Source organism: Bartonella schoenbuchensis R1 (assembly GCF_002022685.1).
GTDB lineage: Bacteria > Pseudomonadota > Alphaproteobacteria > Rhizobiales > Rhizobiaceae > Bartonella > Bartonella schoenbuchensis.
On record NZ_CP019789.1, the window covers coordinates 113,913 to 130,910 of the forward strand.

The 16,998-nt window shown below is 36.7% G+C and carries 9 protein-coding genes and 4 pseudogenes; 5 read left to right on the plus strand and 8 right to left on the minus strand.

The genetic code is table 11. From position 1 onward, the window contains the following. The first annotated feature begins 680 nt into the window (after positions 1-680). Positions 681-2,518: pseudogene (gene ilvD / locus BscR1v2_RS00425) on the plus strand (dihydroxy-acid dehydratase). 610 nt (positions 2,519-3,128) lie between these two features. Here ilvD and mutS read toward each other — a convergent pair. Then, a pseudogene (gene mutS / locus BscR1v2_RS00430) lies at positions 3,129-5,852 on the minus strand (DNA mismatch repair protein MutS). Positions 5,853-6,045: 193 nt separating this feature from the next. Here mutS and BscR1v2_RS00435 point away from each other — a divergent pair. Beyond that, entirely contained in the window at positions 6,046-8,364 is a 2,319-nt protein-coding gene (locus BscR1v2_RS00435; RefSeq protein WP_418214934.1) for an NADP-dependent malic enzyme, read from the plus strand. 76 nt (positions 8,365-8,440) lie between these two features. Here the strand turns inward: BscR1v2_RS00435 and secB are convergent, their stop codons facing one another. Together secB and BscR1v2_RS00445 are read right to left on the minus strand one after the other, a co-directional pair. Continuing rightward, positions 8,441-8,917, minus strand: a complete 477-nt coding sequence (gene secB / locus BscR1v2_RS00440) for a protein-export chaperone SecB (RefSeq protein ID WP_078689329.1) — start codon at positions 8,915-8,917, stop codon at positions 8,441-8,443. Between the two features lie 134 nt (positions 8,918-9,051). Beyond that, positions 9,052-9,549, minus strand: coding sequence for an FxsA family protein (locus tag BscR1v2_RS00445; RefSeq protein WP_078689330.1), 498 nt, complete (start codon positions 9,547-9,549; stop codon positions 9,052-9,054). A gap of 183 nt (positions 9,550-9,732) precedes the next feature. On the opposite strand from BscR1v2_RS00445, the gene BscR1v2_RS00450 reads away from it, so the two are divergent. Both BscR1v2_RS00450 and BscR1v2_RS00455 read left to right on the plus strand, forming a co-directional pair. Then, positions 9,733-10,425: a Tim44/TimA family putative adaptor protein gene (locus tag BscR1v2_RS00450; protein ID WP_078689331.1), complete on the plus strand. Its 693-nt coding sequence runs from the start codon at positions 9,733-9,735 to the stop codon at positions 10,423-10,425. Positions 10,426-10,484: 59 nt separating this feature from the next. Further along, positions 10,485-11,069, plus strand: a complete 585-nt coding sequence (locus BscR1v2_RS00455; RefSeq protein WP_078689332.1) for a Smr/MutS family protein — start codon at positions 10,485-10,487, stop codon at positions 11,067-11,069. Positions 11,070-11,155: 86 nt separating this feature from the next. Here BscR1v2_RS00455 and BscR1v2_RS00460 read toward each other — a convergent pair whose 3' ends face one another. From BscR1v2_RS00460 to BscR1v2_RS00470, 3 genes and pseudogenes are all read right to left on the minus strand, one after another. Next, positions 11,156-12,169: an Hsp33 family molecular chaperone gene (locus tag BscR1v2_RS00460; RefSeq protein ID WP_078689333.1), complete on the minus strand. Its 1,014-nt coding sequence runs from the start codon at positions 12,167-12,169 to the stop codon at positions 11,156-11,158. 29 nt (positions 12,170-12,198) lie between these two features. Continuing rightward, positions 12,199-13,137 (minus strand): annotated as a pseudogene (gene argF, locus BscR1v2_RS00465) (ornithine carbamoyltransferase). A gap of 18 nt (positions 13,138-13,155) precedes the next feature. After that, positions 13,156-14,342 (minus strand): annotated as a pseudogene (locus BscR1v2_RS00470) (acetylornithine transaminase). A 427-nt stretch (positions 14,343-14,769) separates the two neighbouring features. Between BscR1v2_RS00470 and BscR1v2_RS00475 the strand changes: the two are divergent. Continuing rightward, the gene (locus BscR1v2_RS00475) at positions 14,770-15,303 is read left to right on the plus strand and encodes a GcrA family cell cycle regulator (RefSeq protein ID WP_078689334.1); all 534 of its coding nucleotides are present in this window, start codon (positions 14,770-14,772) and stop codon (positions 15,301-15,303) included. 872 nt (positions 15,304-16,175) lie between these two features. Here BscR1v2_RS00475 and BscR1v2_RS00480 read toward each other — a convergent pair. Both BscR1v2_RS00480 and ccmD read right to left on the minus strand, forming a co-directional pair. Continuing rightward, on the minus strand, positions 16,176-16,781 hold the full coding sequence (locus tag BscR1v2_RS00480; protein WP_078689335.1) for a DsbE family thiol:disulfide interchange protein: 606 nt from the start codon (positions 16,779-16,781) through the stop codon (positions 16,176-16,178). Next, entirely contained in the window at positions 16,756-16,989 is a 234-nt protein-coding gene (gene ccmD / locus BscR1v2_RS00485) for a heme exporter protein CcmD (protein WP_418214935.1), read from the minus strand. The genes BscR1v2_RS00480 and ccmD overlap by 26 nt, the downstream gene beginning before the upstream one ends. Between the last annotated feature and the right edge of the window lie 9 nt (positions 16,990-16,998).

A 16,998-nucleotide genomic window follows, 5' to 3' on the forward strand; every position in this document is an offset into this window, starting at 1 on the left:
TCGTGATAAATCTCTTTTTTAAGAGGTTTATTCAATAGAGTTTGCAATATGTTTATCTTGCACTCATTCATTCTATGTCTTTTTGAATTTTTAACAGCCATAAAAATGAAAGTTTAATAAAAGCAAAGTGAAATAAACTATTCGCTAAACAAAAACTCTATTATTGCTTGAAGGTATTACAAAAAAGCCATTGATTGGATTATAACTTGTAATAAAAGATCTCAAGAGTAGCGTAAAATTAGATCCATAAACTGGAAAATAGTGCTAACTTCATGATTCGTAATGCGCAGCACATACCAAAATAGCAATGGGATTTGAATTTTATCTTCAAAAAAACAATTAATAAAATCAATGCATTATGCACTATAAATTCATGATTTAAATTTTATTCATCATGAATTCAATTGATATTGGTTATTATTATTGTCTGGTTGTGCTTTTATTTAGTTCTTGTAAGTTATTGTTATATTTAATCAAAATTAAAGAAGTGGTACATAGGATAATCTTATTGATTATGAACAAATAACAGCTATTGAATTGAATTTTATAAAGAATACCAGTCTTTTAGAGATTCAAATGCTTCAGTAGAACAATATTTTATTTTTAGCGCTAAAATTCTTGTCTTTATTTAGGGTGCAGCACAACAGAGAAGAATTTTAAATTATTCAAGGAAAGAAATAATGCCTTTTTATCGTTCAAGAACGTCAACTCATGGACGCAATATGGCAGGGGCTCGTGGTCTTTGGCGTGCAACAGGAATGAAAGATACGGATTTTGGTAAGCCCATTATTGCAATTGCGAATTCTTTCACACAATTTGTGCCAGGGCATGTACATTTGAAAGATCTTGGGCAACTTGTTGCGCGAGAAATAGCTGCCGCTGGTGGTGTTGCGAAGGAATTTAACACTATTGCTATCGATGATGGGATTGCTATGGGGCATGATGGAATGCTTTATTCTTTACCTTCCCGTGAAATCATTGCTGATTCTGTTGAATATATGGTCAATGCCCATTGTGCAGATGCTCTTGTTTGCATTTCTAATTGTGACAAAATTACGCCTGGCATGTTGATGGCTTCTTTACGGTTAAATATTCCAACAATCTTTGTTTCAGGTGGCCCTATGGAAGCTGGCAAGATTAAATGGAAAGATCAGGATATTACTGTTGATTTAGTTGATTCAATGATTGTTGCGGCTGATGATCGTAATTCAGAGGAAGAAGTTTCTGAAATGGAACGCGCCGCTTGTCCTACATGTGGCTCTTGTTCAGGCATGTTTACTGCCAATTCTATGAATTGTCTTACAGAAGCATTAGGACTTTCTCTTCCTGGAAATGGATCTATGTTGGCTACACATGCAGATCGTCAGCGGCTTTTTGAAGAGGCAGGCCGGCGTATCGTTACATTAACAAAGCGTTATTATGAACAAGATGATGAGACAGTTTTGCCGCGTTCTATCGCTTCACGTAAGGCTTTTGAAAATGCAATGATTGTAGATATTTCTATGGGCGGATCAACTAATACTGTGCTGCATCTTTTAGCAGCAGCGCAAGAAGGCAAGGTGGATTTTACCATGGCTGATATTGACCGTCTTTCACGCCGTGTTCCTGTTTTGTGCAAAGTTGCACCTGCTATTGCTAATATTCATATGGAAGATGTTCATCGCGCTGGTGGTATTATGGGGCTTTTGGGTGAATTAGATGCAGCCGGACTTATCGATACATCAACTTACACGGTTCATGCAAAAACGATGAAAGAGGCTTTGTGTCGATGGAATGTGAAACAAACCAATGAACAAAGCATTCATGAATTCTATCGTGCGGCACCAGGTGGTGTATCAACACAGTTAGCTTTTAGCCAAGCATCTCGTTATGATACTCTTGATCTTGATCGTGAAAAAGGTGTCATCCGTGATATTGCACACGCTTATTCGCAAGATGGAGGATTGGCGGTTCTTTATGGGAACCTTGCACAAGATGGTTGTATTGTGAAAACCGCAGGTGTTGATCAGTCGATTTTAACTTTTAAAGGTCCTGCACGGATTTTTGAAAGTCAAGATTCAGCTGTTTCAGCAATCTTGGCCGATAAAATTAAACCAGGTGACATTGTTTTGATCCGTTATGAAGGTCCACGTGGTGGGCCTGGAATGCAAGAAATGCTCTATCCCACGAGCTATCTTAAATCTAAAGGATTAGGGAAGGTTTGCGCACTTATAACAGATGGTCGCTTTTCGGGGGGTCTTCAGGGCTTTCTATCGGTCATGTTTCACCAGAAGCTGCTGAAGGGGGCACAATTGCTTTAGTGGAAGAGGGCGATATCATAGAGATTGATATTCCAAACCGTATCATTCATTTGATGGTTGATGATATTGAGATTGTACGCCGTCGTGCCAAGATGGAAGAAAAAGGAAACACTGCTTGGCAACCGGTTGAAGAACGTAAGCGTAAGATTTCAAAAGCTCTAAAAGCTTATGCAGCTATGACTACTTCTGCTGCTAAAGGCGCGGTTCGTAATATTTGATTTAAGTAAAATTTAAGTTTAGTGCAGATAAATAAAATTGACCAAAACTTTAATTTTTCAGATTGTCACTCATTGGTAGAGGGGAGGGTTATGAACTATTTTGATTAAAGCTTAGAGAGATTGAAAAATGTAATGATGTAATTTTTGATTGCTGTAGTTTCTCTACGTCATGAAGAGAACAAAAAGTTATCCCAAACAATACTATAAATAAGCTCTACTAAAACGCCAAAAGAAGATCTGTAGTTAGGGGATGAAATCAATTTACACTTATCTATAAGTTATGCTGATCATAAAAAAAGCAATAATAATACAATGAGTTATAAGCATAAATGGGGAATGAATAGAGTGGTATATTTGAAGGTTATCTTACAAGGTAAGAGTGTTTACCAAAGGAACTGATACACCATAATACTGATAATTAAATCACTTAATGTTGTTGGTAAGGAAAAATCAGAAAAGTGAAGTTTACTTGTTAGATTTTAACGTTCCAAATAAAAAATTATGAATCCTAAAAGGAGAAAAATCAAAAGGATTTAAATCCAAATAAAGCTTTTTTAAAAAATATGCCTAAGTAAATGATAAGAAATCTTTCTACAGTTTATTAGAAAATTCATTGTGCATTCAGCTGTTTAAGGCGATAGAGCTCTTCTAACGCAGCCTTAGGTGATAATTCATCAGGGTGGATATTATTTAAAGCTTCTTTAATTGCATAATATTTATCTGTTTCTTCAGTTGTAGGTGACGTTGTTTGAGGAGAAAATAGCGGCAAGTTATCAATTAATTTGTTTCCTTTTCCATTCATTTCACCTTTTTCTAATTGTTGTAGAACATCTGTAGCACGAGCAATAACTGCTGTGGGAAGTCCGGCAAGCTTTGCAACCTGTACACCATAGGATCGGTCAGCAGCTCCTTTAGTGACTTCATGCAGAAAGACCACATCACCATTCCAATTTTTGACTTTCATTGTTACATTATGAAGACGATTGAGTTTTTAGTCAGTGCTGTCATTTCATGGAAATGTGTGGCAAGGATGGCACGACAGTGGTTTACCTCATGAAGATATTCAACTGCTGCCCAAGCAATTGAAAGGCCATCAAAGGTTGATGTGCCCCGCCCGATTTCATCAAGAATAACGAGAGAACGGTTACTAGCGTGATTGAGAATGGTTGCTGTTTCAACCATTTCCATCATAAAAGTTGAACGCCCCCGTGCAAGATCATCAGAAGCACCAACACGACTAAATAAACGGTCAACAACACCAATATGAGCTGAAGCAGCTGGAACAAAGGAGCCCATTTGTGCCATAATAGCAATGAGAGCATTTTGCCGTAAAAAGGTTGATTTTCCTCCCATGTTTGGGCCTGTTAATAACCAAATTGCTGCATATTGATGGTCTTGTTGTGCAGAGAGATCGCAATCATTGGCAACAAATGATTCTGTTGCTTGTTTTCGTAATGCTTGCTCTACAACGGGGTGACGTCCCCCAGTGATCTGAAAGGTAAGCGAATCGTCAATTTTGGGACGACAATATCCTTGTTCTTCAGCTAAATGAGCTAAAGCAACAGATACATCTAAAACAGCAAGCGCTTCAGAGGCTTTACGAATGAAATCAACGTGTGCGGTAATTTCATTAACAAGTGTATCAAAAATTTCTAATTCAAGCGTTATTGCGTGATTTGCTGCATGAGCAATACGACTTTCAAGTTCAACAAGCTCTGTTGTAGTAAAGCGCATAGCGCTTGCCATTGTTTGCCGGTGGATAAAACGTTCTTTTGATTGCGGGTTATCTGTGAGAGCTGAAGCTTGTAAGCTTGTGACTTCAATGAAATACCCTAAAATGTTATTATGCTTAATCTTGAGTGTTTTAATATCTGTTTCTTGAGCATATTGTGCTTGAAGTTCAGCAATGATACGACGGGATTCGTCACGTAAACTGCGCGTTTCATCTAATTCTTGATGATAATTAGAACGAATAAAACCACCATCACGTTTAAGAAGAGGCAGATCATCGGCTAATGCTTTTTCTAATTGAATATGCAAAGCAATGGGTAAATGTGAGAATACTTCTCGTACGTCACCTATTTCTTGAGGAGGCAATTCATTGCTCAGAAGTTGGTTAAGCTCATTAATAATTTCAAAACCACGCTGAATTGTGGCTATATCACGTGGTCCTCCTCGGCCAAGAGCTAAGCGTGAAACTGCACGCGGCATATCTGCCCCCCTTTCAAAATAAGACGGATAGCTTTTGCAAGGGAAGTATTGCTCAGAAAAAAGGCAATTGAATCAAGACGTTTATCAATAATTTCAGGAGTAGTAAGCGGGGAAATTAAGCGCTCAGCAAGAAGACGTGAACCACCTCCTGTGACAGTGCGGTCGATAGTTTTTAGTAAGCTCCCGTCGCGTTGTCCAGATGTGGTACGAATAAGTTCAAGGTTAAGTCTAGTAGCTGCATCAATAAAAAGGGTGGCACTTTCATTTTGGCGCTCAGGTCGCATAAGAGGGGGCGATGAGTGATTTGCGTTTTTTCAATATAACGGATGGCGGCTGCGATTGCTGAAAGTTCTGCAGGTGAATAGTCTGCAATGCCTTCAAGAGTTGATAGTTTAAAATAATTGCAAATATCATGTTCAGCGGTTATTGTATCAAAAAGACTAAGTGGTTGAGGTGAGACAATACGACCAAGAGCATTAAAGAGCGATTTTTGCGATGGATCATGGAAAAATGAGTCGGCTACGATCACTTCTTGTGGGTCTACGCACATGATATCTGTCAAAAGCTTTTCATGGTGACTTTGTGTAACACGAAATATGCCCGTGGAAATATCAATCCAAGCAAGGGCAAATTCTTTTCTGTCATTGGTTCTGGTGCGAGCAAGTGTCATCAAATAATTTGCGCGCGTTGGATCAAGGAGCTTTTCTTCTGTTATGGTTCCGGGTGTAACAAGGCGTACAACATCACGCTGAACAACGGATTTTGAGCCGCGCTTTTTTGCTTCTGCAGGGTCTTCTGTTTGTTCACATACAGCAACACGATAACCACGAGCGATAAGCTTTTGCAAATAATCATCTGCAGAATGAACAGGAACACCACACATGGGAATGTCTTCGCCTAAATGTTTGCCACGTGTTGTGAGCGTGATTCCTAAAGCTTGTGAAGCTTCAATTGCATCATTGAAGAATAATTCATAAAAATCACCCATACGATAAAAAAGAAGAGAATCGCTATTGACTGCCTTGATTTCTATATATTGCTCCATCATGGGTGTAAGGCGATCTTGATGTGCAGTTGCAGACTGTGGGATTAAATTATTTTTATATTCAGCCTTTTCTGTCATTTTGACGTGCCCATTTCCTTTGATATAGGTTTTTACGCCCTTTTTTATTTACTTCAATGCAGATCTTCATTATCTCTAAATTGAAACGTATAGTAAATTATCTATTTAATGAAAACATAGCGATTTTTAGCATATGAATCAAACTTTAAAATCAAGTAGTTGCACTTGTTAGTAAGCAGAATATATACTGTTTTTGGAGAAAAATAAGTCAGATGAAAAAAGTGAACAGGGTCAAAAAGTGCATAAAAAAGCTTATAGTGCAAGCGAGCAAGAGGCTCTTGATTTTCATAGTCGTGGTCGGCCAGGAAAGCTTGAAATTGTTGCAACAAAGTCTATGGCAACTCAGCGTGATTTAGCACTTGCTTATTCGCCGGGTGTGGCTGTTCCGGTTAAAGAAATCGCTCACGATTCAGCACTGGCTTATGATTATACAGCAAAAGGCAATCTTGTTGCTGTTATATCAAATGGGACTGCTATCTTAGGTTTAGGGAATTTAGGGGCACTGGCATCTAAACCGGTGATGGAAGGAAAAGCGGTACTCTTTAAGCGTTTTTCAGATATTGATGCGATTGATTTAGAAATTGACACAAACGATACGGAAAGTTTTATCAATCTAGTGCGCCATTTGGAGCCATCTTTTGGTGGCATTAATCTTGAAGATATTAAGGCGCCTGATTGCTTTATTATCGAAAGCCGTTTGCGCGAGATAATGAACATTCCTGTTTTTCACGATGATCAACATGGAACAGCAGTTATCGTAGCTGCTGGTGTTCTCAATGCTTTGCATTTAACTGGGCGTGATATGAAGAATACGCGGTTGGTTTGCAATGGCGCTGGTTCTGCGGGGATTGCTTGTATTGAGCTCATCAAAGCAATGGGTTTTCGTCCTGAAAATATTATATTATGTGACACTAAAGGCGTTGTCTATGAAGGTCGTGAAGAGGGGATGAATCAGTGGAAGTCTGCTCATGCTACAAAAACAGATAAGCGTACTCTTGCCGAAGCAATGGAAGGGGCTGATATATTTTTCGGAGTTTCAGTTAAAGGTGCATTAACTCGTGAAATGGTCAAGTCAATGGCTCCACGGCCGATCATTTTTGCTATGGCCAATCCCGATCCCGAAATTACACCTGAAGAGGTTATGCAAGTACGTGATGATGCTATTATAGCAACAGGTCGATCAGATTATCCCAATCAAATTAATAATGTTCTTTGTTTCCCATATATATTTCGTGGTGCGCTTGATGTGCGTGCGACAGTTATTAATGAAAGTATGAAGATTGCTGCAGCAAGAGCTATTGCTGGTTTAGCGCATGAAGATGTGCCAGATAGCGTTGCAGAAGCTTACCATGGCAATCGGCTAAAATTTGGCCAAAACTATATTATTCCCGTTCCATTTGATCCACGTTTACTTACAGTTGTTTCAATTGCAGTGGCAAAAGCAGCAATGGAGAGTGGTGTTGCAAGGAAGCATATTGATGATTTAGAGGCTTATGAGCGTGATTTAAATGCTAGGCGCGATCCTATTGCATCCATGATGCGTGGTGTTTACAATCGTGTTCGTCAAGCGCCAAAACAAATTGTTTTTGCAGAAGGCGAAGAAGAACAAGTGATGCGTGCAGCAGTTTCTTATGTTCATCAAAAATTGGGCAAAGCAATTTTAATTGGCCGTGAAGAACAGATTAAAGATACTGCTGTTGTTGCTGGAATTGATCTTGAACGTGAGGGTATTTCTATTGTTAATGCTAAGCTATCCGATTATACGGATGCTTATGCTGATTATCTTTATAAAAAAATGCAGCGTCAAGGTTGGTTGTTGAGAGATTGTCATCGCCGCATTAATAATGATCGCAATTATTTTGCCGCTTGTATGGTAGCATTGGGCCATGCTGATGTGATGATTACAGGGGTAACACGAAATTATGAAACAGCTTTAATGGATATACGCCGGGTAATTGATGAAAAACCAAAAGAACGGCTGCTTGGTATCTCAATGGCTATTTGTCGTGAACGAACTGTGTTTATTGCTGATACAGCTATTTATGAACATCCTAGCGCTGAAGAACTTGCCGACATAGCTGAACAGACGGCTTCTTTTGTTCGTGGGCTGGGGTATCAGCCACGGGTAGCATTTTTAGCATTCTCTACCTTTGGGTATATGAAAGGGCAGGTTACTCAGCATATTCAAGATGCTGTTGATCTTTTGTGTGAACGTAAGGTTGATTTTGAATTTGATGGAGAAATGAGTGCCGATGTAGCACTCAATCCGAAATTGATGCAACAATATCCTTTTATGAAGTTAACAGAACCTGCTAATATTTTGGTCATGCCTGGATATCATTCATCTTCAATTGCAAGTAAAATGTTACAAGAGCTTGGCCAAGCAACCATTATTGGCCCCATTTTAATTGGGTTGAAAAAATCTGTCCAAATTGTGCCGTTTAGTGGACACGACACAAATATTGTCAATATTGCAACACTGGCGGCTTATCATGCAGCAAAAATTGTTTGAGAGAAAAAACTGAAATTTTAAGATCTTTTTAATATTGGAAAACCAAAAATAGATCGCATCTGTTTTGAAACAATTTTTAAGATGGTTGCGTTGAGTTATTTTTTTGTTCTTCAGCAATACGCTTTTGAAATAAAGCTGCAAAATCGATAGGATCAATGCGCAAGGGCGGAAAACCACCATTGTGAGTAGCATCAGATATAATTTGCCGAGCAAAGGGAAACAAAAGACGGGGACATTCAATAAAGACCAATGGCATAACGTGTTCTTGTGGAATATTTTTAATATGGAAAATACCACCATAAATTAGTTCTACATGAAATAATATTTCAGAATCATCAAAGGCTTTGACTGAAAGTGATAAGGTTACATCATAATTATCGTTGCCAGCTGGGTTGGCATCAACATTTATGTTAATATCAATTTGCGGTGCTTTTTCTCGTGGACGCAATGACTGAGGGGCGTTTGGATTTTCAAATGAAAAATCTTTTAAGTACTGAGTCAATACAGCAAAAACTGGCCCTGCATTTTTATTATTTATTTCACCTTCGGCCATATTAAATACCTTTCATATGGAATGCATATATTTTTCAGGTTTCAAAATAAAGTGGTTACCATGCTTTGTGCAAGGTTACAAGAAACGTTCTTTTGTCTTCGTTATTTTTTGGTTTTCTGTCGCTTTTTTATATTTTAATGATCATCATTTATACGCCAAGGAGATTCTTTGATATTGTAGCTTTGATAATCTTCTGCGTTAAGCTCAATTATTTTTTCAGATTTATTTTGAGTCTTGGCACTGGTTTTAGCATTAATTTTATTTTTTAATGATAAAAAGAGGAAACGGATAAAGGTACGTATAGGTTTTATAAGGAGTGATATTCCTAAAATATCGCTTACAAAACCAGGAAAAATAAGTAAAATCGCTCCAATAATAATGAGGACATCATCAGCTATATAATATTCTGACATAGTCCCTTGGATAAGTTCTCTTTGTATATTTTTTAAAAGGCTAATACCCTGAATACGTAATAAAATACTTCCAATTATCATTGTTAAAAGGATTAAACTTAAAGTTGCTAAAATTCCGATTTCATTCCCAACAACAATAAAACTGGCAATTTCGATAAAAAGAACGCTAAGGACAATAACCACAAAAAAGCGAGGCTTTATATGATAGAATTTTGTCACACGAAACTTCCCTTCTCAAGATTTTTTATAGGAAAATTTATATATAGTGTCTTTTCAACTTAAATTAGAGACCATAAACACTATTTGAATGGTAGATTTATTTAATTTATATATTTATTGATAAATAATATTAACTGCAATGTTTATTACAGATCACTTTAAGTTTGGAGATTGACAGCACCCATGGAATTTGACGTTGTACTTGTAATAGCTCTTGTTATTATGGTTGTTGTTTTTATGCAACTACGTAATGTATTAGGAAAGCGGACTGGTTTTGAAAGACCTCCCTTTGATCCTTATTCTGGTTGTTCTAAAAAGCAGATTGAAACAGAAACAGTCGATCATAGTCTTTCGTTCCCTCATCAGGCTAACGCACGAAAGAAAGATTTTAGCGAAATTGATGCAATTGCACCAGAAGGAAGCGCATTGAATGATGGTTTGCGGGCTATCTGTCAGGCTGATTCTAATTTTTCTCCTCAATTTTTTGTCAATGGTGTTCAAATTGCTTATGAGATGATTATGACAGCTTTTGCACAAGGTGATCGTGATCAGCTTAAAAAGTTGCTTTCTCAAGATGTTTTTGAAAGTTTTTGTGCAGCTATTGAGCGGCGCGAAAAGAGAGAAGAGAAAGTCGAATTTACTTTTGTCGGGATTAATAAAGTTGAATTTGTTGCAGCAGAAATGCAAAAAAATGAAGAGTTTTTAACTGTGCGTATTGTGAGTGAAATTATTTCTGTAACTTATAATAAGCAAAACGAATGTATAGATGGTGATCCTGAAGCTATTGTAGAAATTAAAGATGTTTGGACCTTTGTTCGCAACAGTTTATCACAAGATCCAAATTGGAAACTTTTTGCAACAGAAGATGGAGATTAAAACGATTGTTCGTTTATTTGAGTTTTTTTAATTAAATTCAAGAAAATTGCAGGGTCAAAATGGCTAGAGGTCAAGAGGAGGAGGGGCATAAGTTATTGGTGTTAGAAGATAGCCTTTTGTGGGAGAAAGTTTGTCGTACTACGATACCGCTTCATGATAGAAGCTCTCCTTTTATGAGAGAAGATATTCAAAATACCAAACATAAAAAACTGCAAGAAGAACATGTTCTTTCATTTTCTCAACAAAATCAAAAACAATTAACGATGGTTAAAAACAGTAGAGGGATGATAGAACAAACAGAAAAAATATATTTTTTCGATCGTGCAACACATCGTAAAATTGCAAAGGGTCACTATCCTATAGAAGCATGTATTGATCTTCATGGTTTTATACAGGATGAAGCCTATTTTTTCTTGAAAAAATTTCTACAATCATCTCAACAGCGTGGATTACGCTATGTTCTAGTGATTACAGGAAAAGGCCAATCACATGGAAGTAATGGCGTTCTATGTCAGTATGTTCCTTATTGGTTATCAACACCAATTTTTCGGTATTATATTCATGCTTTTGAGAAAGCTTCTCGTCAGCATGGTGGAAATGGCGCACTTTATATCCGGTTACGCAGTTTACATAAGGGGAAATAGTTATGATGCTGTGTTTAGTGAAATTGTGCAAATCATGTTTATTGTTGAATTAAGAAGAAACAACTCTTCTTTGTTATAAGTAGAGATCATTCGTGTTCTGTTTCAGAAAATTCTTGTGGTTTGAAATAATAGACTGTTGAACAAAATTCACATGTGACTGAAATTTGTTGGTTTTCGACTGTTTGAGCACGTTCTTCAGTAGAAAATTTATCTAATATCATTTTAATTTTTTTGCGTGAGCAAGAACATTGAGCCACAATAGAAGAGGCTTTAAAAACTGTAACGCCTTGTTCATGAAAAAGACGGAACAGTAGCCGTTTAGGACCAACTTGAGGGTCTGTAAGCTCTTCATTTTCAATGGTTTTAGTGAGTACTTTAACTTCTTGCCATTGATCTTTAAGTTGGGCATGAGTTTTGGTTTCTTTTACTTGTTTATGTGTTATATGCGTTTTATGATAGGGTGATGCTTGAGGCAAAAGTTGGGTTAAAATACCCCCTGCTCGCCAGGTTTTTGTTAATTTTCCTTGGTGATCATGATTGATTAACATGGCGACTGCCAAACGGATATCTGTGGAGATTTGTTCTGATTGATCAAAATAAGTACAGGCAACCTCTTGTAAATTTGATCCATCTAATGCGACAATTCCTTGATAGCGTTTCGTATGGGAACCTTGATCGATGGTAAATGCTAAGGTTCCTTTGCCAAGCAGCATTTTTGAAGATGTTTGACCATTGGTTATTGCTTGTTTTAAACTTTTTTCATCAAAGCGAGCGTAACCACGCAGCTGAGAGGGAGTAGTAAAGTCACATACCAGCATATTTACTGGTCCATTAGAGTGAGTTTGTAAGATAAATTTCCCTTTAATTTTGAGTGATGTTCCAAGCAGAACGGTTAAAACCAAAGCTTCTGCCAAAAGATAAGAGACAGGTTCAGGATATTGATGGCTTGTAAGAATAGAGTTTACAGCTTCTCCAAGTTGTACAATACGTCCACGCACATCAAGTCCTTCAACTTGAAAGGGAATAACAGTATCATCTCCATTCAAGAAGACGTCATTAGAATAAGTTTCGTTATTGGTTTTTTTGCTTTCAGTGTTCATGTCTTTGACTTTTTATGATTTTGAGTAAGTTATTGTGTAGAGAAAAATGCGTCATGTAAACACCAAGCAAAAATCGCTTTTTGGGTATGAAAACGATTTTCAGCTTCATCAAAAACGACAGAATGTGGTCCATCAATTACAGTATCTACGACTTCTTCGCCACGATGAGCAGGAAGACAATGCATAAAAAGAGCATTGGGTTTTGCTAATTTCATTAAAGCTTCATTGACTTGATAGGGCTGAAAAATAGAATGATTGCGGACACGAAATTCTTGCCCCATGGAAACCCATGTATCGGTAATAATACAATCAGCATTTTCTGCAGCTTTTTGGGGATCATTAGTAAGTGTAATATGAGCACCCCGTTTACGTGACCATTCAACATGTTTTGTTTGTGGTTTGCTGCTTTTGGGTATGACAATGCGTAGATGAAAGTTAAAAAGAGCTGTCGCTTCGATTAAGGAATGAAGAACATTATTACTCTTTCCCATCCAAGCAAATATTTTGCTAAAAATTGGTCCACGATGCTCTTCATAAGTAAGAATATCTACTAGAATTTGGCAAGGATGCGTATCATCTGTAAGGACATTAATGACAGGAATTTGGACACGTTGTGCTAATTTGAGCATTCGATGGTGTATTGTAGTCCTTAGTGTAATGATGTCTACAAAACGCGATAATATTCGTGCTGTATCAGCAATGATTTTGCTGTGACTGAGTTGCATCTGTGAACCAGTTAACATAAGCGTTTCTCCACTAAGCTATCGCATGCCGATATCAAATAAAATGCGAGTGCGTGTGGACGGACGGTTTTTAAAAATCATTGCTAATGTTTTACTAATAAAGGGTTTTGAATTTTGCCCTGCTTTGAAAGTTGTTTTAAGGATTGCGGCATAATCGATGATAATGCGTGCTGTTTGTGGGGTTAAAATGGATAAGTCAAAAAAATAGCAAAGAGCATTTATCATGAGATTACATTTATTTTTTTATGAATTTGAAAGGTGAGCAATTGCTTTTTCAATACGGTGCAGACCTTCACGTATTTCTTCTTCAGTTATGATGAGAGGAGGTAAGAAACGCACAAAATTGTTGCCGGCACCAACACTTAAAATATATTCATTTTCCAATGCAGTGATGACATCATTTTGGGGGACGATACACTGGACACCTATCATAAGGCCTTTTCCTTGAACTGAGCAAATAACATCAGGATAAGTTTCAAGAATAGTTAAAAGCCCTTGTTTTAGCTGATGAGCTACGTGTTGCACATGGTTAAGAAAACCAGGTTCTGACACAACATCAAGAACACTATTGCAAACAGCCATACCAAGAAGATTGCCTCCAAAAGTTGAACCATGGGTTCCCGGTGTCATGCTTTTTGCAGCTTTATCTGTTGCAAGGCAAGCCCCTAATGGAAAGCCCCCACCCAGCCCTTTTGCTAGAGTGAGAATATCAGGTATAATATCACTCCATTCATAAGCGAAAAGTTTACCTGTTCGTCCAATACCAGTTTGAACTTCGTCTAAAATTAATAACAGGCCATTTTCATCACATAGTTTGCGTAAAAGCTTTAGAGTTTCAAGAGGTACTGCTCGAAGCCCCCCTTCTCCTTGAATGGGCTCAATAAGGATGGCTGCAGTATTTTTATTAATGGCACTACGTAAAGCTTTTTCATCCCCAAAGGGAACTTGAATAAAACCACTTACTTTAGGGCCAAAACCTTCAAGATATTTTTTTGTCCACTAGCAGCAAGCGTTGCAAGTGTACGGCCATGAAATGCATCTTCAAAAGTAATAATTTCAAAACGTTCTGGTTGACCATTTGCGTAGTGATAATGTCGTGCAGTTTTAAATGCGCACTCTAATGCTTCTGCACCAGAGTTACAGAAAAAAACTTTGTCAGCAAAGCTATTTGCACAAAGACGTGTAGCAAGTGTTTCTTGTTCAGGTGATTGAAAAAGATTGGAAATATGCCAAAGTTTTTCAGCCTCTATTTTAAGAGCATCAATTAGTTTTGGGTGAGCATATCCTAAAACATTGACAGCAACGCCAGATGTAAAATCAAGATAACGCTCTCCTTTGTCGGAAATAAGCCATGCACCATTGCCTTGTTTAAAACACAAATTACGTCGAGCATAATTATTATAAAGTGATTGTGTAGAGGTGCTTTCCATCATTATTTCCTTTATTTCTTAAGCACCGCAATCTGATGAACAAAATACTGCTACGCTTATCAATGCAATGTAATCGGTACTTCAAAATTATTGATAAACTATCGCGCCAATTTATAAAAAGTCAATTAAGGTTTCTAAAAGGTATGTTTACATGAAAAGGTTGGAGAAAAAGAAAGAATTTTATCTATGATTGATTCGCAAGTTGGGGAAAACTTTTTAAAAAGACATTTCAGAAGGTAAAGGCTCTTGTCATAGAGTCAGTGCATATTATAGTCTAAATAAGCAAACGAAATTGTATTTACGTTTGTAAATCTACGGATCAAAAGAGATCTTTTTGCGCTTGATTTTAAAATATAAAAAAAAGTTAAGACATTTGAAAATGCGATAAAAATGCATTTCAATGATATAATCAGAAAGGAGTTCTTGTATGAGCTGGACATGTGAACGCGTTGAACTTCTTAAGAAGTTTTGGAGTGAGGGTCTAAGTGCAAGTCAGATCGCAGCTCAACTAGGTGGGGTTAGCAGAAATGCAGTGATCGGTAAAGTGCATCGGCTAAAATTACCAGGGCGTGGTAAAACAACACCTGTGATATCGCGTGTACAAAAAACATCAACAGGTGTTGGTTCATCAATACCACGAATGCGCCGTGCTGCATCTTCTGTAGTTCCAGAAAATGCTATTTCTTGCAGTGTTGGAGCTACAGCTTTGAAAATGGATTTTATAGCTGAGGATGTGGAAGCAGTTGATGTTTTAGAGCAATCAAAAGTGGTTGTTCCTATTTCACGTCATCTTAATCTTTTGCAACTGAGTGAAAATACATGTAGATGGCCAGTGGGAGATCCTTTGTCATCAGATTTTCATTTTTGTGGCGCTGATTCTGGTGAAGGCAACCCTTATTGCGCTTTTCATGCCAAAATAGCGTTTCAACCAATATCAGAAAAACGGCGAGTAAGAATATAATTAAAGGTATTATCCTATATTAGAATTTATATTTTATAAGTGAATTTTAGTTAAAAAAGTAAAAAATTATTTTTAAATCTGGATCTTATAAAAGAGATCTTTTGTGAAGATATATATTTAAATGGATGTGAAATTTTTATTGGAATCTTGAGGGTTCAAATTTCACTTTTCGTGGTTGTTCGTTCGAATGATAATACGCATTGGTGTGTGTATAAATCATTACAAAATTTAGACAAAGTTTCATTATTCCGCGGATGTTTTGTTATCTGTAGGTATTTCTTGATTCTTAAGGCTAAATTGTATCATTCAACTGGTGTGCTTGATATTTACTTTTTCATTTTTTGATGCACTTTTATGATAAGAAATTCTCCTAAAACGAAAGTAATAGGAAGTTCAAGCAAGTCTTGGTGGCTATATCAAAATACTAACTGTGCGTATTTAATTATTATTAGTTGTTAAGCAGTTTTATTGCTTCTTATTCATAGAGGTGTTTTTTGTTAGTTGTTAACTGTATATGTTAATTGAGGCTATTGTTGATATTACAGCAATAAAGTCCATTATTGCATATTAACATGATTGGTTGAATTGTTTGAGATTACGGTTCATAGGGTAGAATGAGTAATACTGAGTGGACTGTGGTGTTAACCAAGTTATAGTGATTTGAAAGATAAAGTCTGTGCTTGTATAAAAAGTGCACATCAAGAGAGTAAAGCTAAACTAATACGGTGTGTACAAACTAATTTTAAGGTTTCGTAAGAAAGCTGAAATGTCCACTCTAATATAGAAATGATTTAAATCAAAAATATTGCTTGTTTGTTTTATTTCTTAATAAAGCACCGAAAGAGTAAAATTGTTTATTTGGGTGAAATAAATCATTTATCGTTAGAAGATCCTTTGACAGCTATAGCTTTTTCTATTTTTGGCAGAATTTCTTTTTGATAAATTTGCCATGTTAAAGGGCCAATATGTCTGGCAATGATGATGTTTTCTTTATCCAGAACAAAGGTTTCCGGTGGTCCATATACGCCCCAGTTAATGGCTGTATGGTTTGAAACATCAAAACCGATAAGTTTAAAAGGATTGCCAAAATGAGTTAAAAAACGTTTGGCATTTTCTTTGTTATCTTTAAAATTAATTCCGATAAGATCAAAACGATGATCTTTTGCGATTTTCATAAGGACGGGATGTTCTTCACGGCAAGGTGGGCACCAGGATCCCCAAAAGTTAATTAATGTTATGCGTCCTTTAAACTGTTCTGAATTTAAATAATCGTCTTTGTTTAACAAGGGAAGGTTAGTTTTAGGAGCTTGTTTTCCAATTAATATATTTGGGGTGAGGGAAAGATCGTTAGAGTGTTTGTTTTTTATAGAGCTAAAGAGCAGTAAGATTAAAAGAAGAAAGAGCAAAAATGGCGCAAGCAGGCCAAATAAAATAGATAAAGATATACTTTTTTTACATTTGGATGGAGTTGTTTTCATCGCATTTTTCTTCCAAAATAAGCTCTTTTGCTTGTAGTTGTTGCAAGATTTTTCTTTGATGGGCTCCTTTACGGAGAATATGCCCAATAAAACAAAGCAGAGTAATTGCAGAAAGCATGTAACTTAAAATGACAGTTTGTTCATGGTGAAGAGTGCCAAGGAGAAAATCAATGCGCTGAGAAAAATTTGCTAAAAGTTTGTTTTGCATATTATTTGA